The sequence below is a fragment of the Brachybacterium netajii (SeqCode) genome (assembly GCF_054114245.1).
This window is the reverse complement of record NZ_JBSYXB010000002.1, coordinates 387,555-405,978: the sequence shown is the minus strand read 5'-3', so window position 1 is coordinate 405,978 and position 18,424 is coordinate 387,555. Positions and strand designations below refer to the sequence as shown.

Genomic DNA, 18,424 nt, shown 5'->3' with positions numbered 1-18,424 from the left:
CCCCCGTCCCGGGTGGTGACCGCCCCCGTGCTCCTCGCCGTCCTCGGCCTCGCCGCCCTGGTGCTCGTCGGCCTCGCGGCCTCGGCGACCATGGCGATGGCCGACACGGCTCACCGTGCCGCCTCCCGGAGCGCCCTCGAACGGGCCCTCGAGGACCATCCGCGGGAGCGCCGACGGGCGGTGCTGGCGCAGCACGAGGACGCCGAGCGGACCCTCGCGGCCATCGAAGCGGGCGCCGTGCTCGCCGCGGCCCTCGTCGTGGTCTCCCTCGGCGCGATCGTGCAGCTGCTGCTCGCCGGCGCCCCCGCCCTGCGCTCCATCGGCCTCGGCGCGCTCGTCGGCGTCGTCGGCGGCGCCCTGCTGGTGTTCCTCGCCCGGACGGTCGCCGCGCGCCTGGTCGCCCGGCGCGGCACCGAGGTCGCCGTGATCTCCGTGCACCGGGCGACGACCGCGGCACGGACCGTGCTGGGCCCGCTCGCGGGCGGCGCCCTGCGGATCGGCGCGGCCCTCACCCCGGGCACCGGCGCCGGCCCTTACGAGTCCGCCGCCCGGGCCCGCCGCGAGATCGACCGGGCGCTCGAGAACGAGCACCTGGAGGCCGACGAGCGCTCGATGATCCACGGCGTCGTCGAGCTCAGCACCACCATGGTCCGCGAGCTCATGGTGCCGCGCACCGACATGGTCTCGCTGCCCGCCGGGACGAGTGCGAGCACGGCCCTGCGGACCTTCGTCCGCTCGGGCTTCTCGCGCATGCCCGTGGTGGGGGAGAGCCTCGACGACCTCCGCGGGATGCTCTACGTCAAGGACGTCATCCGCGAGGTCCATTCGCCCTGGGATCCGCGCCCCGACCTCGAGGTCGAGCAGATCATGCGCCCGGCCCGCTTCGTGCCCGAGTTCGTCCCAGCCGACGAGGTGCTGCGGCAGATGCAGGCCTCCCACGTGCACATCGCCGTCGTCGTCGACGAGTACGGCGGCGTCTCCGGGATCGTCACCATCGAGGACGTCGTCGAGGAGATCGTCGGCGAGATCGCCGATGAGCATGATCCCCAGGAACCGGGGATCATGGACCTCGGCGACGGCCGCTTCCGGGTCCCCGCCCGCGAGGGCCTGTCCGAGGTCGGCGACCTGTTCGGCCTGACGATCGAGGACCCCGACGTCGACAGCATCGGCGGCCTCCTCGGCAAGGCCATCGGCCGCGTCCCGATCGTCGGCTCCCGCGGCGACATCGCCGGCCTCCGCCTGGAGGCCGAGAAGACCTCGGGCAGGCGCCGCCGCCTGTCCACCCTGATCGTGTCGCGGTCGCTCCGCACCGACGACGACCCCGACGAGCGCCCCCTGGAGGACGACGATGACCGCTGACGCACCCGACCCGACCCCGGATCCGACGGACGATCCGACGAAAGAGCCGACGAACGGTCCGACGAGCGGGCCGGCAGCGGATGCCCTGCACCGCTCAGGCTTCGTGGCGCTCGTCGGCCGCCCCAACGTCGGCAAGTCCACGCTGACCAACGCGCTGGTGGGGGAGAAGGTCGCGATCACCTCTTCGAAGCCGCAGACCACGCGCCGCGCGATCCGCGGCATCGTCACCCGCCCCGACGCGCAGATCATCCTCGTGGACACCCCCGGCGTGCACCGCCCCCGCACCCTGCTCGGCGAGCGGCTGAACGACCTCGTGCGCGAGACCCTCGGCGAGGTCGACGTCGTCGGCTTCTGCCTCCCCGCCGACCAGAAGATCGGCCCCGGGGACCGCTTCATCGCCGAGGACCTCGCCGAGATGCGCCGCGGCCGCCGCGGCCCCCGCGTCATCGCCATCGTCACGAAGACGGACCTGGTCTCCCGCGACGCGCTCGCCGAGCATCTCCTGAGCGTCCAGGAGCTCCTCGACGTCGACGAGATCGTGCCGATCTCCGCGGTGCAGGGCCATCAGGTCGACGTGCTCCTCGAGGTGATCGCCGCGCAGCTGCCCGAGGGGCCGCAGCTGTACCCCGACGACCAGCTCACCGAGGAGTCCCGCGACGACCGCATCGCCGAGCTCATCCGCGAGGCCGCCCTGGAGGGCGTCCGCGATGAGCTGCCCCATTCGATCGCCGTGGTGATCGAGGAGGTCGTCGAGACCGATCCCGACGGCGATCCCTTCGCCGAGATCGCGCCCGGCGAGGGCCGGCTGGTGGTGCGCGCGAGCCTGTTCGTCGAGCGCGACAGCCAGAAGGGCATCATCATCGGCCGCGGCGGCTCCCGTCTGAAGGAGGTCGGCTCCCGCGCCCGCTCCGAGATCAACGCGCTGCTGGGCCGCAAGGTCCACCTCGACCTGCGGATCAAGGTCGCCAAGGACTGGCAGCGGGACCCCAAGCAGCTGGGCCGGCTGGGCTTCTGAGGCCATGGCCGTCCCGAATCCGCCCGGCGGGGGCGCGGAGGCGTCGCGCTCCCCGTCGGGCCTCGTGGTGAGGATCCTCGGTGCGGTCCTCGCCGGCGGGGCGGCGCTCCTCTGGCTGCTGCTCGCGGCGATGGTCGCGAGCTCGATCCTGGGATCCGGGGCATCGGACCCCCACGGCTTCGCCGCGATCGGCGCCACCCTCCTCTCGCTCCCCGTCGGCGTCGCCGGCGCGGTCGCGCTCGCGCTCGCCGCGCCGCCCGGCCGGCGCGGGGCGGTGCTCGCGCTCGCCCTGATCCTCGTGCTGATCGGCGGCGGCGCGCTGCTCGCGCTGCTGTCCCTGGGCTGAGGCGGGCCCGTGCGCTCCTTCCGCAGGTCCTCGGTCCGTCTCGGATCGCGTCGGGACACGGGCAGGGGCGAGGTCGGTGCTACCGTGGCGGACGTGAGTGGATCGAACCTCCTGCTTATCCGCCGCGACGGGACCTGATCGCCGGGACCCCGCCGCGGCTGACGCTCTGCCCGGCATCCGGCACATCCCTCGCGAAGGACCCCTGATGAACGACTCCACCACCATCCCTGCGGTCGCGGATCCCTCGATCCCCGTCGTCGGCCCCCTGGGCGACGCCCCGCAGCAGCCCTCCGGCATGCCGATCCACCGCTATCGCCCGTTCCACGAGCAGATCGCCGTGGAGCTGCCGGACCGCACCTGGCCCACCCGCCGTGCGACCCGTGCGCCGCGCTGGTGCGCGGTCGACCTGCGCGACGGCAACCAGGCCCTGATCGACCCCATGAACTCCGAGCGCAAGCTGCGCATGTTCGAGCTGCTCGTGCAGATGGGATACAAGGAGATCGAGGTCGGGTTCCCCTCGGCCTCCACGACGGACTTCGACTTCGTGCGCACCCTCATCGAGGAGGATCGCATCCCCGAGGACGTCACGATCCAGGTGCTCACGCAGTCTCGCGAGCATCTGATCGAGCGCACCTACGAGGCGATCTCGGGCGCCGCCCGCGCCGTCGTGCACCTGTACAACTCGACCTCGATCGTGCAGCGCGACGTCGTCTTCCGCGCCGACGAGGATGCGGTGCTGGACATCGCCGTGCAGGGCGCCCTGCTGTGCAAGAAGTACGAGGAGACCGTCCCGGGCACCGCGATCACCTACGAGTACTCCCCGGAGTCCTTCACCGGCACCGAGCTCGAGTACGCGCTGCGCGTGTGCAACGCCGTCATCGACGTCATGAAGCCGACGCCCGAGGCGAAGATGATCATCAACCTGCCGGCGACGGTGGAGATGGCGACCCCGAACGTCTACGCGGACGCCGTGGAGTGGATGCACCGGAACCTCGATCGCCGCGAGGCGATCGTGCTGTCGCTGCACCCGCACAACGATCGCGGCACCGGTGTCGCCGCCGCCGAGCTGGGCTACCTGGCCGGTGCCGACCGCATCGAGGGATGCCTCTTCGGCAACGGGGAGCGCACCGGCAACGTCGACCTGGTGACGCTGGGGCTGAACCTGTTCAGCCAGGGCATCGATCCGCAGATCGACTTCAGCGACCTCGACGAGGTCCGTCGCACCGTCGAGCACTGCAACCAGATGCCGGTGCCCGAGCGCAGCCCCTATGGCGGCGACCTCGTGTTCACGGCCTTCTCGGGCTCCCACCAGGACGCCATCAAGAAGGGCCTGGAGCGCATGGAGGCGGATGCCGAGAAGTCCGGCATCGCCCTCGCGGATGCCGAGTGGCGGGTGCCGTACCTGCCGGTCGACCCCAAGGACCTGGGCCGCTCCTACGAGGCCGTGATCCGCGTGAACTCGCAGTCCGGCAAGGGCGGCATGGCCTACCTGCTGCGCACCGAGCACGGGCTGGATCTGCCGCGTCGCCTGCAGATCGAGTTCTCGGGGATCGTGCAGCAGCGCACGGACTCCGAGGGCGGCGAGGTCTCGCCCGAGCAGCTGTGGGACGCCTTCGTCGACGAGTACCTGCCGGCCCCCGACGTGGAGCGCCGCTGGGGCCGGTTCGGGTTCAACGGTCTGCACCAGGAGTCCACGGGGGAGGGCGACGACCGCATCACCGTCGCGCTCGTGGTCGACGGCACCGAGCGCGAGGTCACGGGCATCGGCAACGGCCCCCTCGACGGCTTCGTGAAGGCGCTGGGGGAGCATCAGATCCCCGTGCGCATCCTCGACTATGCCGAGCATGCGCTGACCGAGGGCGACGACTCCCTCGCCGCGGCCTATGTCGAGTGCGAGATCGGCGACCGCATCTTCTGGGGCGTCGGCATCGACGGCTCGATCATCCGGGCCTCCCTCGAGGCGATCGTCTCGGCGCTGAACCGGGAGTTCCGCGCGCGCGTCTGAGGCACGAGGCCGACCGGCGCTCCGCGCCCTGCGCCGCCGTCCGGGAGCTGCTCCCGGGCGGCGGCGCCGTCATGCGCGGCCGGGGTCCTCGGTCGCGCTCTCGGCGCGGGCGGCCGCGGCAGGTGCGGCCGCGGCCGGGGCACCAGCGGTCCGGGCGCTGCGAGCGGCGTCATCCGTCGAGTCGGCGGAGTCGGCGGAGGCGGCGGAGTCAGCGGCGAGCATCATCTCGGTGATCACCGGCATCTCGCCGGTGAGCGCGGCGTGCGCCGGGGCGGGCAGCTCCCATCCGGGCTCCTCGTCCGCCGGCTGCGGGGCATCCGGGGCGGCGGCACGGGCGGTGAGGGTGACGCCGACGCTGGCGCCGACGACGAGCACGGCGGCGATGACGCGGAGCAGGGAGGCGCCCTGCGACAGCAGGAGGATCCCCGCCAGGAGCGCGATGACGGGCTCGAGGCTCAGCAGGATCCCGAAGACGTTCCGCGGCAGGCGGCGCAGCGCCGCCATCTCCAGGCTGTACGGGAGCACGGAGGCGAGGACCGCGGTGCCGACGGCGAGGGCCAGCAGCCGCGGATCGGTGAGGCCGACGACGGCGCCGCCGGCGCCGAGCGGCAGCACCGTCAGGGCGCCGATGGCCATGCCGAGCGCGAGGCCGTCCTGTCCGGGGACGAGGCGGCCGACGCGGGCGCTGGCGAGGATGTACAGGCCCCAGAAGAGCGCGGCGACGAGCGCGAAGAGGACGCCGAGGGGGTCGAGGCGGGCGGAGCCGAGGAGCGACTCCAGGCCGAACAGGCTGACGCCGGCGAGGGCCAGGAGCACCCACAGCATGTCGCTGCGCCGGGTCGAGAGCACGGCGGAGACCGTCAGCGGTCCGAGGAACTCGAGGGCGACGGCCGTTCCGATCGGGATCCGTTCGATCGCCGCGTAGAAGCTGCCGTTCATCCCGCCGATGACGACGCCGAAGGCGAGGATCGCGAGCCACTGCTCGCGGCGGAGACGCTGCGGGCGGGGACGCACGATGATCAGCAGGACGACCGCGGCGAGGCCGAGGCGCAGCGCCGTCGTCCCCCAGGAGCCGAGCTCGGGGAACAGGCGGGTCGCGAGCGCGGCGCCGACCTGCAGCGAGACGCAGGAGCCGAGGATGAGCAGGACCGGCCCGGCGGGGGAGCCCGAGCGGGTGAGGGAGGGGCGGAGGGAACGGGGAGCTGTCACAGGACCACTGTGCACCGCCGTCGACCATCCGGTCCATCGAGGGTGCGAGCAGGATTCCGTGAAGCTCAGCTTCATGATCGGTAGGATGGGACGTATGCGGCGGTCCGGCGTGGGAATCGCCCGGCGCCCTGCCGCGTCCCTCTCTTCGGAGGGAGGCTCCGACCTGCGCAGATGCCGGAATCCTGGGACGGCCGAGGAGGCCGTCGGGAAGGAGGGGTCGTGCTCAGCGTCCATCGTCTGCATCTGCTGCGCGAGCTGCATCGCCTCGGGACCGTGTCCGAGGTCGCAGCGGTGCACCGCTACTCGGCCTCGGCCGTCTCCCAGCAGCTCGCCCGTCTCGAGCAGGAGGCCGGCACGCAGCTGGTCGAGAAGGTCGGCCGGCGCCTCCATCTGACCGATGCCGCCCTCGTCCTCGTCGAGCATGCCGAACGGGTGCTCGAGGCGCTGGAGGCCGCCGAGTCCGACCTCGCCCAGTCCCGCGGTCCGACGCAGGGGACCCTGCGCGTCGCGTCGTTCTCCTCGGTGCTCGCGACGATCATGCCCGAGGCGCTCACCCTGCTCGCCGTCTCGAGCCCGCAGCTTCGCGTGGACCTCGCGCAGCGGGAGGTGGGTCCGGCGTTCGAGACCCTGCTCGCGCGCGAGACCGATGTGATCCTCGGCGAGGACTATCCCGGCGTGCCCGAGCCGCGCCGCGAGGGCGCCGACCACGAGGATCTGATCACCGACCCGCTGCTGCTGGCGGTCCCGCTCGTCGGTCCCCTCGCCGATCCCCGCCGCCTGGAGGATCTCGCCGAGGCGGACTGGGCGCTCGACCCCGAGGACACCCCGACGGGCCTCTGGGCCCGAGCGACGCTGCGGGCGGCGGGCTTCGAGCCGCGGGTGCGCTTCGAGACCGCGGACCCGCTCCTCCAGGGGCACCTCGTGCGCTCGGGGCACGCGGCCGCGCTCATCCCCGAGCTGCTCGCCGGCCAGCACCTCGCCGGGACCCATCTGCTGCGCCTGCCCGGGGACCCGCGCCGCGGCATCTTCACGGCCGCGCGCTCGGGCCGCTCCTCGCATCCGGCGATCCGCGCCTTCCGCGCGGCTCTGCAGGAGGCCGCGCGCCGCGAGCGCCCGGCGGTGAGGATCGACGCGCTCTCGCCGTGAGCTCCCGCGCCCCGCGGACCCCGCCCGCCTGAGATATCTTGAAGTCAAGATAAATGCGCGCATCGATGCCGTCCCGAGGAGCCCGACCATGACCACGCCCGCCGACTCCGCTAACACCCCCGACTCCGCACCGTCGGCCCCGTCGGCCCCGTCCTGGGATCCCGGCCAGTACCTCCGCTTCGCCGACGAGCGCTCGCGCCCCTTCGACGAGCTGCTCGCCCGCATCGAGCGCGTCGCCCCCGAGGAGCCCCGCCTCATCGTCGACCTCGGCGCCGGGCCCGGCACCCTCACCGCCCGCCTGGCCGAGCGCTGGCCCGGGGCGCGGACCGTCGCCGTCGACTCGAGCCCCGCGATGATCGAGCGCGCCCGCACCGTGGACGGCATCGAGACGGAGCTCGCAGACCTGCGCGACTGGGAGTCCCCGCAGAGCGTCGACCTGCTCCTCGCCCATGCGAGCCTGCAGTGGGTCCCCGGACATCTCGCCCTCCTCGAGCGCCTCGTCGCGATGCTCGCCCCCGGTGGCACCATCGCCCTCCAGGTCCCGGGGAACTTCACCGAGCCGAGCCACACGCTGCTGCGGGAGATCGCCGCCCGAGCGCCCTATGCGGAGGCGACCGCCGAGGTCGCCCGCCCCGCCTCGCACGACCCCGTGACCTACCTCCGCGCCCTGCAGGACCTCGGCTGCACCGCCGACGCCTGGGAGACGACCTACCTGCACGTCCTCTCCGGGCCCGACCCCGTCTTCGCATGGATCAGCGGGACCGGAGCCCGCCCGGTGCTGCAGGCCCTCGAGCCGGCCCTGCGCGAGAGGTTCGTCGCCGACTACAAGGCCGCGCTGCGCGAGGCCTACCCGGAGGACCCACGAGGCGTGGTCCTGCCCTTCCGCCGCGTCTTCGCCGTCGGCCGTCGGCCGTAGACTCCGAGGACCATGCAGCAGAAGCTCTACCGGGACGACGCGATCGTCCTGCGCACCCATCCCCTCGGCGAGGCGGACCGCATCATCACGCTGCTCACCCGCCGCCACGGCAAGGTCCGCGCGGTCGCCAAGGGGGTGCGGCGCACCGGCAGCCGCTTCGGCGCCCGCCTGGAGCCCTTCACCCTCGTCGACGTCCAGCTGCATGCCGGCCGCTCCCTCCACACCGTCACCCAGGTGATGACCATCGAGGCGTTCGCCGGCCCGATCTGCGAGGACTACGGCCGGTTCACGGCCGCCAGCGCGATGCTCGAGACCGCGGACCGGCTCACCGACGAGGTCGTCGACCCGTCCCCGCGCGGCTTCCTCATGCTCGTCGGCGCGCTCCGCGCCATGGCCGCACGCACGGTCCCCGCCCCGCTCGTCCTGGACTCGTACCTCCTGCGCACCCTCGCCCTCTCCGGCTGGGCGCCCGAGCTGCGCGTCTGCGCCTCCTGCGGCGCCCCCGGCCCCCACCATGCCCTCGACATCCGTGCCGGCGGGCTCGTCTGCACCCCCTGCCGGCGCCCCGGCGCGATCGCCGTGCGGCAGAGTGCGATCGAGCACATGATCTTCCTGCTCGCCGGGGACTGGGACAATGTCCTGACCGCCGACGACACGACTGCGCAGGAGGCGGCCCGGATCATCGCCGACACCGTGACCTGGCACCTCGAGCGCTCCGTGCGCTCTCTCGGCTACGTCGAACGCTGAGGGCGCTCGCGCCCGACGCCCGTCGGATCCGATCCGTCCCACCTGCCCGACCGCCCTGCCGCCGCGCCCCGAGCGCCCGACCCCGGAGGACCCCATGCCCGGCACTCCCGCCCCCGGCTTCCTCGAGCCCTACGACCATCCCAGCGGCCAGCAGGCGCCCGCGCTGCCCGCCGCCCTCATCCCCGGGCACGTCGCGGTCGTCATGGACGGCAACGGCCGCTGGGCGAACCAGCGCGGGCTGCCCCGCACCGCCGGTCACGAGGCCGGGGAGGCGGCGCTGCTGGACGTCGTCGCCGGAGCGCTGCAGGTCGGCGTGACGCACCTGTCCGCGTACGCCTTCTCCACGGAGAACTGGAAGCGCTCGCCGGAGGAGGTGCGCTTCCTCATGGGATTCTCGCGCTCGGTGCTGCGGCGCCAGCGCGACACCCTGAACTCCTGGGGGGTGCGGATCGTGTGGATCGGGCGCGAGCAGCGTCTGTGGGGGTCCGTGATCCGGGAGCTCAAGGAGGCGGAGGAGCTCACCCAGGGCAATACGCGCATGACGCTGTACATGTGCGTGAACCATGGCGGGCGGGCGGAGATCGTCGACGCGGTCCGCGAGATCGCCGAGCTCGCGCGCGCCGGTCGGATCCGCGGGCGCGGCATCACCGAGGCATCCTTCGCGACGCATCTGACGGACCCGGACATGCCGGATGTGGACCTGTTCATCCGCACCAGCGGCGAGCAGCGCACGTCGAACTTCCTGCTGTGGCAGGCGGCGTACGCGGAGCTCGTGTTCGTCCCCGAGCTGTGGCCCGACGTCGACCGCGTGGTGCTGTGGCGCGCGATCGTCGAGTACGCGCGCCGGGACCGACGCTACGGGGGTGCTGTCGACGCCCCGTCCCAGAGCGTCTGAGCGGGAGCGCTCAGGAGGCGGCGGGCTCGCTCTGCCGAGAGGTCTCCGGGGCGGGCCGCGCCGGGCTCGCCACGCTCGCCGGGCTCGCCGCGTCGGGGCGGCCTCGGGTGCGGCGTCGGAGGATGAGCAGCACGATCGCGAGGATCGCGAGGACCGTGACGGCTCCGGCGACCCACGGGTCGAACAGGAACAGCTTCACCCAGGCCAGCGCGACCGCGAGGCCGACGGTCGCGTGGATCAGCGCCCAGGCGAGTCCGCCGACGGCGAGGGCCGGGAGGTAGCGGCGCAGCGGCATGGCGTTGAGCCCGGCGGCCGCGTTGACGGCGGTCTGGAAGCCGACGGTCAGGAAGCTCAGCGCGACCACGGGCGCGCCCCAGCGGTTGACGGTGTCGGTCGCGCGGGAGATCCGGTCGGAGGACAGGAAGGCGGCGATCCGCGTCCGCAGGCCCCGATCCTCCGTCGCGTCCGTCGCGTCGGCTGTGCCTGGCGAGGCGTCCGTCGTGCCGTCGTCGGCGCGCTCGGCGGCCTGTCCGCCGGTGGCGAGGCGGCGGAAGCCGCGGCCGAGGGCGTAGGTCCCGCCGGCGCGCATCAGGATGACGCCGTAGAAGAACAGCACGGCGGGGACGATGGGCAGCGACTGGATCCAGGCGATCATCGCGCGGCGTGCTCCGTGCACAGGCCGAAGACCTCGAGGGTGTGGTCGAGGTCGGTGAAGCCGTGCTGCCGGGCGATCGCGGTCATCGCGGCCTCGAGCTCGGGGGCGAGGAACTCGACGGTCCGCCCGCATTCGCGGCAGACGAGATGGTGGTGGTGGCCGCTGGCCTCGCACTGGCGGTACAGGGCCTCGCCCTCGTCGGAGACCAGCACGTCGAGGCGGTCGTCCTTCGCGAGGGACTGGAGGTTGCGGTACACGGTCGCCAGGCCCACGGTCTCGCCGTCGGCGCGCAGCTGCTCATGGATCTGCTGGGCGCTGCGGAACTCGTCCTGCTGCGCGAGAGTCTCGAGGATCGCTGAGCGCTGACGCGTGTTCCGTTGCATGGGCCGATTGTCTCCCGTGCCTGCTGTTTCCGCCATGACCTCGGTCTCCTCCGCTCCGGTGGCCTCCGCCCCACCCTACGTGCCCGGGTCCGGGAGCGTCCCGGGCGCCTGCTGGACGGATCCGCTCAGGAGGTGGCGCCGACGCCGGCGCCGACTGTCCGGGCCGGGGCGGCGGGCGCCTCCCCGGGGGCGGGGCGGCTGCTGCGGACGGCCTTGACGATGATCCCCAGCACGTAGACGGCGATCGTGAGCAGGACGATGACGCCGCCGGGCGGGAGGTCCACGTACACGGTGACGAGGAGGCCCGCGAGCGCGCACACGACGGCGATCGCCATGGCGGTGCGCATGGTGCGGGCGAAGCCGACGACCATCTGCTGGGCCGCCGCGACGGGGACGATCATCAGCGCGGACACCATGAGGGCGCCGACGATGCGCATCGACAGGGTCACGGTGAGGGCCGCGATGATCGCGACCAGCACGTTCGCGGCGCGCACGGGCAGCCCGGAGGCGAGGGCGAACTCCTCGTCGCCGGTGACGGCGGAGAGGAGGCCTCCGAGCCCGAGGCCGACGGCGAGGACGATCACGGCGAGCACGACGGTGATCAGCAGGTCGGAGCGGGTCACGGTGGACAGGGAGCCGAAGAGGTAGCCCATGAGGTTCTGGGAGGTGCCGCCGGCGAGCTTGATGATGACGACGCCGCCGGCGATGCCGCCGTAGAACAGGATCGCGAGCGCGACGTCGCGGCTGGTGTGGCCGATCTCCCGCACGTACTCGATGGCGAGCGCGCCGATCACGGAGGCGGCGAGGGCGCCGGGGATGGCCAGCAGGTCCGACGGGGTCGCGGAGGTCCAGGCGCCGACGAGCCAGCCGACGGCGACGCCGGTGAGGGCGACATGGCCGAGGCCGTCGCCCAGCAGCGACAGCCGCTTCTGCACGAGGAAGGTGCCGACGACGGGTGCGGTCAGGCCGATCAGCACGGCGATGATCAGCGGGTAGCGCAGGATGTCGGAGGTGAGGATGTCCAGGGGGGTCATGCGGGGTCGATCTCCTGTCCGAGGCACTCGTCGATCTCGTCGACGGGCCCGACATGGTCGTGACCGGGGTCCAGGGCCGGGCGGGCGGAGGGGGAGCCGTCGTGGGCGACGGTGCCGTGGTCGAGCACGACCGCGCGGGTGATGTCGCCGGCCAGCGCACCGGTCTCGTGGAGGACCACGAGGATCGTCGTCCCGCGGGCGCTGAGCTCGCGGAAGAGGGCGGCGATCAGCTCCTGGGTCTCGAGGTCGATGCCGGCGAAGGGCTCGTCGAGGACCAGCAGCTCGGGATCGCGGACGAGGGCGCGGGCGATCATGACGCGGCGCCGCTGCCCGCCGGACATGCGGGTGATGGGACGGTCGGCGTAGTCGCTCATGCCGACCGCTGCGAGCGCCCGGGCGATCCGCGGGTCCCGCTTGCGCAGGAACCAGGAGCGCGATCCCAGCAGGCCGGTCGCGACGGTCTCGCGGGCGGTGGTGGGGATGGACCCGGGGGCGGGGTTGTCCTGCGGGACGTAGCCGAGGCGGTCGTGCGCGGTCAGGCGCCGCGAGGGCGTGGAGAACAGCAGGGAGGTCCCCGAGGCGAGCGGCAGGATGCCGAGGACCGTGCGCAGCAGGGTGGACTTGCCGGAGCCGTTGGCGCCCATCAGCGCGACCAGCTCGCCCCGGTGGACGGAGAGGTCGACGCCGTGGAGGATCTCGGTCCCGCCGATCTGGACGCGGGCGTCCTCGACGACGATCAGCGGGGGACCGTCGGCAGAGGCCGGTGAGGCGGACCGGGCGGACTGGGAGGGTCGGGCGGTCCGCTGCGGCGTGGTCTCGGGATGCGCGAGGTCCTCGGCCGCGGCGGGGCGCCGCACGGTGGAGCTCATGACCAGCTCGCGACGAGCTTGGCGGCGTTCTCGCGCATGACCTGGAGGTAGTCGGCGTCCTCGCTGAGCTGGGTCTCGAGGTTGTCGAGCTCCTCGGAGGCGACGCCGATGGAATCGGCGAGCGTCTGGGCGACCTTGGGGGAGGCGGTGGTCTCGAAGAAGATCGTCGTCACGCCCTCCTCCTCGACGATGGCCTCGAGCTGGAGGAGGCGCTGCGGGGACGGCTCGGTCTCGGGATCCACACCGGTGATGCCGACCTGGTGGAGGTCGAAGCGGTCGGCGAGGTAGGCGAAGGCGGTGTGGCTGGTGATGAAGGTGCGGTCGCCGTCGACGGCGCCGAAGGACTCCTCGAGCTCCGCGGAGAGGGCCTCGAGGTCCGTGCGCAGCGATGCGGCGCCCGCGGCGTAGTCGTCGGCGCCGTCGGGGTCGAGGGCCGTGAGCCGCTCGGCGATCGCGTCGCCGATCTGCGCCATGCGGTCCGGGTCGTGCCAGATGTGGGGGTCGGTGCCGGCGAGGTCGTGGTCGTGATCGTCCTCGGAGCCGCCGTCGTCCGAGGAGCCCGCGTCGGCGTCGGCGTCCTCGTCGGCGTGATCGTGCTCGTCGTCCCCGGAGGAGGCGAGCATCTCGATGGCGTCGGAGACATCGAGCACATTGTCGTCCCCGTGGGAGGAGATGGCGTCGTCGACCGCGGTCTGGAGGCCGGGGATCTGGAGGACGAGGTCGGCCTCCTGCATCTCGAGGGTCTGCTTGACCGACAGCTCGAGGCCGTGGGCGTCGGCGCCCGGGGTGGAGTAGTCCGTGACGGCGACGCGATCGCCGCCGACCCGGGAGGCGAGGAAGTCGAGGGGATAGCACGTGGTCACGACGGTGATCCCGTCGGATCCGGAGGTGTCCGAGGCGTCGCAGGCGGCCAGCAGCCCGGCACCGGCGCCGAGGCCGATGAGGGACAGGAGGGTGCGGCGGCGGGGGGAGAACTGAAGCGACATGACAATCATTCTCACCAGTGGGAGGGGGCGGTGCAAGCGAACGGGCGCTGAGCAGGCCGCTTCGTGGGCACCGTCACAAGGGGGTCGTCGGTATGCTGGTGCAGTTCCGTACCACCCGTCACCAGGAGAATCCCCGTGGCCAAGGCCCCCGCCAGCACTCTGGACAACGTCATCGCCCTCGCGAAGAAGCGCGGCTTCGTGTTCCCTGCCGGTGAGATCTACGGAGGCACCCGGTCCGCGTGGGACTACGGGCCCCTCGGCGTGGAGATCAAGGAGAACATCAAGAAGCAGTGGTGGCGCACCTTCGTGCAGTCGCGCGCGGACATGGTGGGCCTGGACTCCTCGATCATCCTCCCCAAGCGCGTGTGGGAGGCCTCCGGCCACGTCGCGACGTTCACCGACCCCCTGGTCGAGTGCCGCCAGTGCCACAACCGCTACCGCGAGGACCACCTCATCGAGGCCTTCACGGAGAAGAAGGGCCGCGCGCCCGAGGGCGGTATGGCGGAGATCGTGTGCCCGCACTGCGGCACCCGCGGCGAGTTCACCGAGCCCCAGCAGTTCTCGGGCCTCATGAAGACCTACCTCGGCGCCGTCGACAACGAGGCCGGGCTGCACTACCTCCGCCCGGAGACCGCCCAGGGCATCTTCGTCAACTTCAACAACGTGGTCACCGCCTCGCGCATGAAGCCCCCGTTCGGCATCGGCCAGGTCGGCAAGGCGTTCCGCAACGAGATCACCCCCGGCAACTTCATCTTCCGGACCCGCGAGTTCGAGCAGATGGAGATCGAGTTCTTCACCCCGCCGGCGGAGGCCGACGAGCAGTTCCGCACCTGGGTCGAGGCCTGCTGGAACTGGTTCGTGGACCTCGGCATCGACCCCGACAACCTCCGTCGCTTCGACGTCCCCGAGGACGAGCGCGCCCACTACAGCGCCGGCACCATCGACCTGGAGTACCGCTTCGGCTTCCAGGGCTCGGAGTGGGGCGAGCTCATGGGCATCGCCAACCGCACCGACTTCGACCTCGGCAGCCACACCGAGGCATCCGGCACGAAGCTGCAGTACTTCGACCAGGCCGCGAACGAGCGCTACACGCCGTACGTCATCGAGCCGAGCTTCGGCCTGACCCGGTCGATGATGGCCTTCCTCGTCGACGCCTACACGGAGGACGAGGCCCCCAACACCAAGGGCGGCGTCGACGTCCGCACGGTCCTCAAGCTCGACCCGCGCCTGGCGCCCGTCAAGGCCGCCGTGCTGCCGCTGTCCAAGAGCGAGGACCTGGTCCCGCGCGCCGAGGCGCTCGCCGCCGACCTGCGCAAGCACTGGAACGTCGACATGGACGTCTCGCAGGCGATCGGCCGCCGCTACCGCCGCCAGGACGAGATCGGCACCCCGTTCTGCATCACCGTCGACTTCGACACGCAGGAGGACCAGGCGGTGACGATCCGCGAGCGCGACACCATGGCGCAGGAGCGCGTCGCCCTGGACCAGGTCGAGTCCTACCTCGCCGCGCGCCTGATCGGCGCCTGATCCCGCCGGCGGCGCCTCTCGCAGGCGCCGCCCGTCCGGACGGCCGACGGCCCGGTCCCCGTTGAGGGGACCGGGCCGTCGGCCGTCGCGCTCCGCCCCGCGCTGCCGGCGGACGTCGGCTCAGGTCAGCTGGGTTCAGCTCTGCTCGAGGACGAGCGAGAACTCGATCTGCCCCGCGTCCTCGACCGTCACGAACCCGAGGCTCGGCGCCTCGACACCGTAGTCCGCCCAGGTCACGTCGCTGGATCCGACGACCTCGAGGGTGCCCTCGGCGGTGCGCGTCAGCGTCAGCTCGATCTGCACGCCCTGCGTCTGCCCGTTGATCTCCAGGGTCCCGGCGACGGTCGCGGTCTGCGTGCCGTCGGCCGCGAGGGCGGCGAGGTCGACGTCCCCGTCCAGGGCGAAGGTCGCCTCCGGGTAGGTGCCGGTGTCGACCGCGGTGCTGCGGAAGTACTCGTCGCGCGCGTTCTCGTCGGTCGCGACGGTCGTGAGGTCGACGGTGATCTCGCCCTGGGTCAGCGTCGTGCCGTCGATCGTGATGCTGCCGCTGGTGTCCTCGGTGCGGCCGACGACGGTGACGTCCTGCCCGTTGAGGACCTCCTCCACCCGGTACCCGGCCTCCGAGCCGTCGGCGATGCTCCAGCTCCCGGCGATGTCGCCGGCGCTCGCCTCGGCCGCGGACGTCGTGGACGCCGTGTACGCCTCCGCGGCCGACGCGTTCTGCTGGGCCGCGTAGATCCGGGTGCCGATGAAGAAGGCCCCCAGCGCGAGGACGATCACGGCGACGCCGGCGACCACCCAGGTGAGAGGTCGGCGGAGGAGGGAGGCACGGGATGCGTTCATGCGCTGATCGTAGAAGAGTCAACCTGTTCATGCGCCGGTGGGAGCCTGTGCATCCGCTGAGCGCTCGCCGAGGATGCCGCGGCCCGTCGCGCGCACCAGCAGCATGCCCTGCTGGACCAGCAGGATCACGCCCAGGTAGACGAGGAGGGATGCGGTGCCCAGTCCCGCGTCCTGCTGGAGGGCATCGATGCCCAGATGCGAGGCGATCGACACGATCCACAGTACGACCGTGGCCCAGGTCCCCTGACGCATGGCCGTCCCGTCGGCGGCGATCCACAGCCGGGTCAGCGCCGCGCGGCAGAGCGCGAGGGCCGCGCCCACGGCGAGGCTCGCCAGCAGGAGCAGCAGATCCATCGCCGGGACGGTGCCGGCGTCGAGATGGTGCGAGGTCTGCGCCAGACCGATGATGATCAGCACGATCGGGGCGGTGGGTCGCTGCCGCAGCCGGCGCGGCTGCAGCTGACGGAACAGGATCCAGAGGATCGCGAGGATGCCGAGGAGGGCGGTGAGGACGGTGCTGGTTTCCATGACCCGACTCTCGCCCGGACGCCCTCGGAGCGGCACCGCCCGCGGGTGGAGATCCGGGTGGAGGCGGGCGGGGGAGCCTCCACCTGACCCACCCGACCCTTCCCGCCTCGACCTCAGCTGAGCACGAGCGCGATCGCCTGTGCCCGCGTGCGCACGCCGAGCTTCGCGAAGATCGCGTTGATGTGGCTCTTCACGGTGGACACCCCCAGGAACAGCCGTGCCGCGATCTCCCGGTTCCCGAGCCCCTCGGCCACGAGCGCGAGCACCTCCGCCTCCCGTGCGGTCAGCTGCGGGAACCTCGCGCCGACCGACCCGCCCGGCGGCCTGCCGGACGGTGCGTCCGTCGACGCGGACGGGGGCTCCGGAGCCGGCGGGGGAGCCTGCCGCGCCGACAGCCCTCGCACCAGCCGCGACGCCACCTCCGCCGCATAGACCGCCTGCCCCGAGGCGATGGAACGCACCGCATCGGCCAGCTGCCGACGATCCGCATCCTTCGTGAGGTACCCCCGTGCCCCGGCCCGCAGCGCTCCGGCGACATCCGCATCGTCGGCGAAGGTCGTCAGCACCAGCACACCGGCCCGTGCCCCGGAGGCGGCGAGGGCCGCGGTCGCCTCGGCCCCGCCCATGCCGGGCATGCGCAGATCCATCAGGACCACGTCGGGATCCAGCCGGCCGACGAGCTCCACCGCCTCCGTCCCGTCGCGCGCCTCGCCCACCACCTCGATGCCCTCCTGCAGCGACAGGACGGTCACGAGCCCGTCGCGCACGATGTCCTGATCATCGACGACCACCACCCGGACGATCTCCTGCATCACGATCCCTCCTCCTCGAGCCTCGGCGCGGGCACCGCCGGCAGCATCGCCTCCAGTACGAACTCGTCCCCGCGCCGCCCCGCCCGCACGCGCCCGCCCAGCCGTGCGAACCTCTCCCGCAGCCCCGGCAGCCCGTTCCCGCGCGGGCCGATGCGCTCATCGGCCGGCGGGTCCGCGGGAAGGGCCGTGGCGAGCCGCGCCGTCAGGGTCCCTCCCCGTCGGCCGATGCGCAGAGCGATCGGTGCACCGGGGGCATGCTGGCGCGCGTTCGCGCAGCCTTCCTGCACGAGACGCACCAGCGCGAGCGCCGCCTCATCGGACACCGGCTCCTCGGCATCCAGCAGGATCTCCGCATCGACCTGCGCACCTTGAGCGCGCACCTGCGCGAGGACCGTCGCGAGCCGCTCGGGAAGAGGCGCGACCTCCCGCAGCGCGGCGACCGCGGCCCGGGCCTCGCCGAGCCCCTGCACGGCCAGCCGACGGGTCAGGGCGACCCGGCGCCCCGCCTCCTCGACGCGCCCGGCCTCGAGGAGCGCCTCGATCGCATCGAGCTGGACCACCGTCCCGCCCAGACCATGCGCGAGGACGTCATGGAGGTCCCTGGCCATCGCCACGCGCGCCTCCTGCTCGGCGAGCTGCTGGGACCGCGCCCGCGCGATATCCCGCTGAGCCCGAGCGACACCGCCGGTCGCGCCGAGCGCGAGCCCGCCGAGCATCGCCGCCGTGTCCTGCCAGGTCGCCTCCGACAGGGCGAGCGAGGCGATCGCCGCACCCGCCCCCAGCAGCAGGACCGCTGCCTTCCGCGGCATCGGAGCGGAGGCGTTCCCGGGCAGCGCCACCAGGGCGACGATCGCGGCCGGCAGCGACGCCCCCGCGGTCGGCCCCAGCGCGGCAGTGCCCAGGAGGATTGCGCCGCCGGCGGCGACCTCCGCGGGGAGGCCCCTGCGACCCCGCGCCCGAAGGACCTGGACCACGGCCCAGCACAGGAGCGCACCCGTCCCCAGGACGAGTCCCGGGACCGAGGCATCCACGCGGGAGAGCCACACCGCGCACAGAGCGATCGCGACGAGGTGCACGGGCAGCGAGATCACCGCGTCAGGATAGGCGCACGCCGCCCCGACCCCGGACACGCCCCGGACCCGTCTCGGC

19 protein-coding genes are annotated in these 18,424 nt (G+C 72.8%); 9 read left to right on the top strand and 10 right to left on the bottom strand.

Annotation, left to right across the window (positions count from 1 at the left end; translation table 11 throughout):
• The first annotated feature begins 15 nt into the window (after positions 1 to 15).
• The 4 genes from ACXET9_RS05575 to leuA all read left to right on the top strand — a co-directional run bounded on the left by ACXET9_RS05575 (position 16) and on the right by leuA (position 4,725).
• The gene (locus tag ACXET9_RS05575; protein ID WP_457885507.1) at positions 16 to 1,359 is read left to right on the top strand and encodes a hemolysin family protein; all 1,344 of its coding nucleotides are present in this window, start codon (positions 16 to 18) and stop codon (positions 1,357 to 1,359) included.
• Positions 1,349 to 2,374 carry a GTPase Era gene (gene era, locus ACXET9_RS05570; protein WP_457885506.1) on the top strand — a complete coding sequence of 342 codons (1,026 nt, stop codon included), beginning with the start codon at positions 1,349 to 1,351 and terminating at the stop codon, positions 2,372 to 2,374. The genes ACXET9_RS05575 and era overlap by 11 nt, the downstream gene beginning before the upstream one ends.
• A 4-nt stretch (positions 2,375 to 2,378) precedes the next feature.
• Entirely contained in the window at positions 2,379 to 2,720 is a 342-nt protein-coding gene (locus ACXET9_RS05565) for a hypothetical protein (RefSeq protein ID WP_457885505.1), read from the top strand.
• A gap of 295 nt (positions 2,721 to 3,015) precedes the next feature.
• Positions 3,016 to 4,725 carry a 2-isopropylmalate synthase gene (gene leuA / locus ACXET9_RS05560; RefSeq protein ID WP_457885869.1) on the top strand — a complete coding sequence of 570 codons (1,710 nt, stop codon included), beginning with the start codon at positions 3,016 to 3,018 and terminating at the stop codon, positions 4,723 to 4,725.
• Between the two features lie 69 nt (positions 4,726 to 4,794).
• Here the strand turns inward: leuA and ACXET9_RS05555 are convergent, their stop codons facing one another.
• Positions 4,795 to 5,934, bottom strand: coding sequence for an EamA family transporter (locus ACXET9_RS05555; protein WP_457885504.1), 1,140 nt, complete (start codon positions 5,932 to 5,934; stop codon positions 4,795 to 4,797).
• A gap of 219 nt (positions 5,935 to 6,153) precedes the next feature.
• Between ACXET9_RS05555 and ACXET9_RS05550 the strand changes: the two genes are divergently transcribed.
• The 4 genes from ACXET9_RS05550 (at position 6,154) to ACXET9_RS05535 (ending at position 9,638) form a co-directional block, all read left to right on the top strand.
• Complete coding sequence (locus ACXET9_RS05550) at positions 6,154 to 7,080, top strand: LysR substrate-binding domain-containing protein (protein ID WP_457885503.1); 927 nt, start codon at positions 6,154 to 6,156, stop codon at positions 7,078 to 7,080.
• A gap of 88 nt (positions 7,081 to 7,168) precedes the next feature.
• On the top strand, positions 7,169 to 7,996 hold the full coding sequence (locus ACXET9_RS05545) for a methyltransferase domain-containing protein (RefSeq protein WP_457885502.1): 828 nt from the start codon (positions 7,169 to 7,171) through the stop codon (positions 7,994 to 7,996).
• 12 nt (positions 7,997 to 8,008) lie between these two features.
• Complete coding sequence (gene recO, locus ACXET9_RS05540; RefSeq protein WP_457885501.1) at positions 8,009 to 8,743, top strand: DNA repair protein RecO; 735 nt, start codon at positions 8,009 to 8,011, stop codon at positions 8,741 to 8,743.
• A 94-nt stretch (positions 8,744 to 8,837) separates the two neighbouring features.
• The gene (locus tag ACXET9_RS05535; protein WP_457885500.1) at positions 8,838 to 9,638 is read left to right on the top strand and encodes an isoprenyl transferase; all 801 of its coding nucleotides are present in this window, start codon (positions 8,838 to 8,840) and stop codon (positions 9,636 to 9,638) included.
• Between the two features lie 10 nt (positions 9,639 to 9,648).
• Here the strand turns inward: ACXET9_RS05535 and ACXET9_RS05530 are convergent, their stop codons facing one another.
• The 5 genes from ACXET9_RS05530 to ACXET9_RS05510 all read right to left on the bottom strand — a co-directional run bounded on the left by ACXET9_RS05530 (position 9,649) and on the right by ACXET9_RS05510 (position 13,565).
• Positions 9,649 to 10,293 carry a DedA family protein gene (locus tag ACXET9_RS05530; RefSeq protein ID WP_457885499.1) on the bottom strand — a complete coding sequence of 215 codons (645 nt, stop codon included), beginning with the start codon at positions 10,291 to 10,293 and terminating at the stop codon, positions 9,649 to 9,651.
• On the bottom strand, positions 10,290 to 10,676 hold the full coding sequence (locus ACXET9_RS05525; protein ID WP_457885498.1) for a Fur family transcriptional regulator: 387 nt from the start codon (positions 10,674 to 10,676) through the stop codon (positions 10,290 to 10,292). Before ACXET9_RS05525 ends, ACXET9_RS05530 begins: the two co-directional genes overlap by 4 nt.
• A gap of 125 nt (positions 10,677 to 10,801) precedes the next feature.
• The gene (locus ACXET9_RS05520) at positions 10,802 to 11,710 is read right to left on the bottom strand and encodes a metal ABC transporter permease (protein WP_457885497.1); all 909 of its coding nucleotides are present in this window, start codon (positions 11,708 to 11,710) and stop codon (positions 10,802 to 10,804) included.
• The gene (locus ACXET9_RS05515) at positions 11,707 to 12,579 is read right to left on the bottom strand and encodes a metal ABC transporter ATP-binding protein (protein ID WP_457885496.1); all 873 of its coding nucleotides are present in this window, start codon (positions 12,577 to 12,579) and stop codon (positions 11,707 to 11,709) included. The genes ACXET9_RS05520 and ACXET9_RS05515 overlap by 4 nt, the downstream gene beginning before the upstream one ends.
• The gene (locus ACXET9_RS05510; RefSeq protein ID WP_457885495.1) at positions 12,576 to 13,565 is read right to left on the bottom strand and encodes a metal ABC transporter substrate-binding protein; all 990 of its coding nucleotides are present in this window, start codon (positions 13,563 to 13,565) and stop codon (positions 12,576 to 12,578) included. The genes ACXET9_RS05515 and ACXET9_RS05510 overlap by 4 nt, the downstream gene beginning before the upstream one ends.
• A gap of 135 nt (positions 13,566 to 13,700) precedes the next feature.
• Here ACXET9_RS05510 and ACXET9_RS05505 point away from each other — a divergent pair, with 135 nt between their 5' ends.
• The gene (locus ACXET9_RS05505) at positions 13,701 to 15,092 is read left to right on the top strand and encodes a glycine--tRNA ligase (protein WP_457885494.1); all 1,392 of its coding nucleotides are present in this window, start codon (positions 13,701 to 13,703) and stop codon (positions 15,090 to 15,092) included.
• Between the two features lie 135 nt (positions 15,093 to 15,227).
• Here the strand turns inward: ACXET9_RS05505 and ACXET9_RS05500 are convergent, their stop codons facing one another.
• The 4 genes from ACXET9_RS05500 to ACXET9_RS05485 all read right to left on the bottom strand — a co-directional run bounded on the left by ACXET9_RS05500 (position 15,228) and on the right by ACXET9_RS05485 (position 18,366).
• The gene (locus tag ACXET9_RS05500; RefSeq protein WP_457885493.1) at positions 15,228 to 15,935 is read right to left on the bottom strand and encodes a YceI family protein; all 708 of its coding nucleotides are present in this window, start codon (positions 15,933 to 15,935) and stop codon (positions 15,228 to 15,230) included.
• 27 nt (positions 15,936 to 15,962) lie between these two features.
• Positions 15,963 to 16,463, bottom strand: a complete 501-nt coding sequence (locus ACXET9_RS05495; RefSeq protein ID WP_457885492.1) for a hypothetical protein — start codon at positions 16,461 to 16,463, stop codon at positions 15,963 to 15,965.
• 113 nt (positions 16,464 to 16,576) lie between these two features.
• Positions 16,577 to 17,275, bottom strand: coding sequence for a response regulator (locus ACXET9_RS05490; RefSeq protein ID WP_457885491.1), 699 nt, complete (start codon positions 17,273 to 17,275; stop codon positions 16,577 to 16,579).
• Positions 17,275 to 18,366: a sensor histidine kinase gene (locus ACXET9_RS05485; RefSeq protein WP_457885490.1), complete on the bottom strand. Its 1,092-nt coding sequence runs from the start codon at positions 18,364 to 18,366 to the stop codon at positions 17,275 to 17,277. Before ACXET9_RS05485 ends, ACXET9_RS05490 begins: the two co-directional genes overlap by 1 nt.
• Positions 18,367 to 18,424 lie beyond the last annotated feature (58 nt).

Coding starts and splice junctions, on each gene's coding strand:
- era (WP_457885506.1), top strand. CDS start 1,349: ATGACCGCTGACGCACCCGACCCGACCCCGGATCCGACGGACGATCCG.
- ACXET9_RS05565 (WP_457885505.1), top strand. CDS start 2,379: ATGGCCGTCCCGAATCCGCCCGGCGGGGGCGCGGAGGCGTCGCGCTCC.
- leuA (WP_457885869.1), top strand. CDS start 3,016: ATGCCGATCCACCGCTATCGCCCGTTCCACGAGCAGATCGCCGTGGAG.
- ACXET9_RS05545 (WP_457885502.1), top strand. CDS start 7,169: ATGACCACGCCCGCCGACTCCGCTAACACCCCCGACTCCGCACCGTCG.
- recO (WP_457885501.1), top strand. CDS start 8,009: ATGCAGCAGAAGCTCTACCGGGACGACGCGATCGTCCTGCGCACCCAT.
- ACXET9_RS05535 (WP_457885500.1), top strand. CDS start 8,838: ATGCCCGGCACTCCCGCCCCCGGCTTCCTCGAGCCCTACGACCATCCC.
- ACXET9_RS05530 (WP_457885499.1), bottom strand. CDS start 10,293: ATGATCGCCTGGATCCAGTCGCTGCCCATCGTCCCCGCCGTGCTGTTC.
- ACXET9_RS05525 (WP_457885498.1), bottom strand. CDS start 10,676: ATGCAACGGAACACGCGTCAGCGCTCAGCGATCCTCGAGACTCTCGCG.
- ACXET9_RS05520 (WP_457885497.1), bottom strand. CDS start 11,710: ATGACCCCCCTGGACATCCTCACCTCCGACATCCTGCGCTACCCGCTG.
- ACXET9_RS05515 (WP_457885496.1), bottom strand. CDS start 12,579: ATGAGCTCCACCGTGCGGCGCCCCGCCGCGGCCGAGGACCTCGCGCAT.
- ACXET9_RS05510 (WP_457885495.1), bottom strand. CDS start 13,565: ATGTCGCTTCAGTTCTCCCCCCGCCGCCGCACCCTCCTGTCCCTCATC.
- ACXET9_RS05500 (WP_457885493.1), bottom strand. CDS start 15,935: ATGAACGCATCCCGTGCCTCCCTCCTCCGCCGACCTCTCACCTGGGTG.
- ACXET9_RS05495 (WP_457885492.1), bottom strand. CDS start 16,463: ATGGAAACCAGCACCGTCCTCACCGCCCTCCTCGGCATCCTCGCGATC.
- ACXET9_RS05490 (WP_457885491.1), bottom strand. CDS start 17,275: ATGCAGGAGATCGTCCGGGTGGTGGTCGTCGATGATCAGGACATCGTG.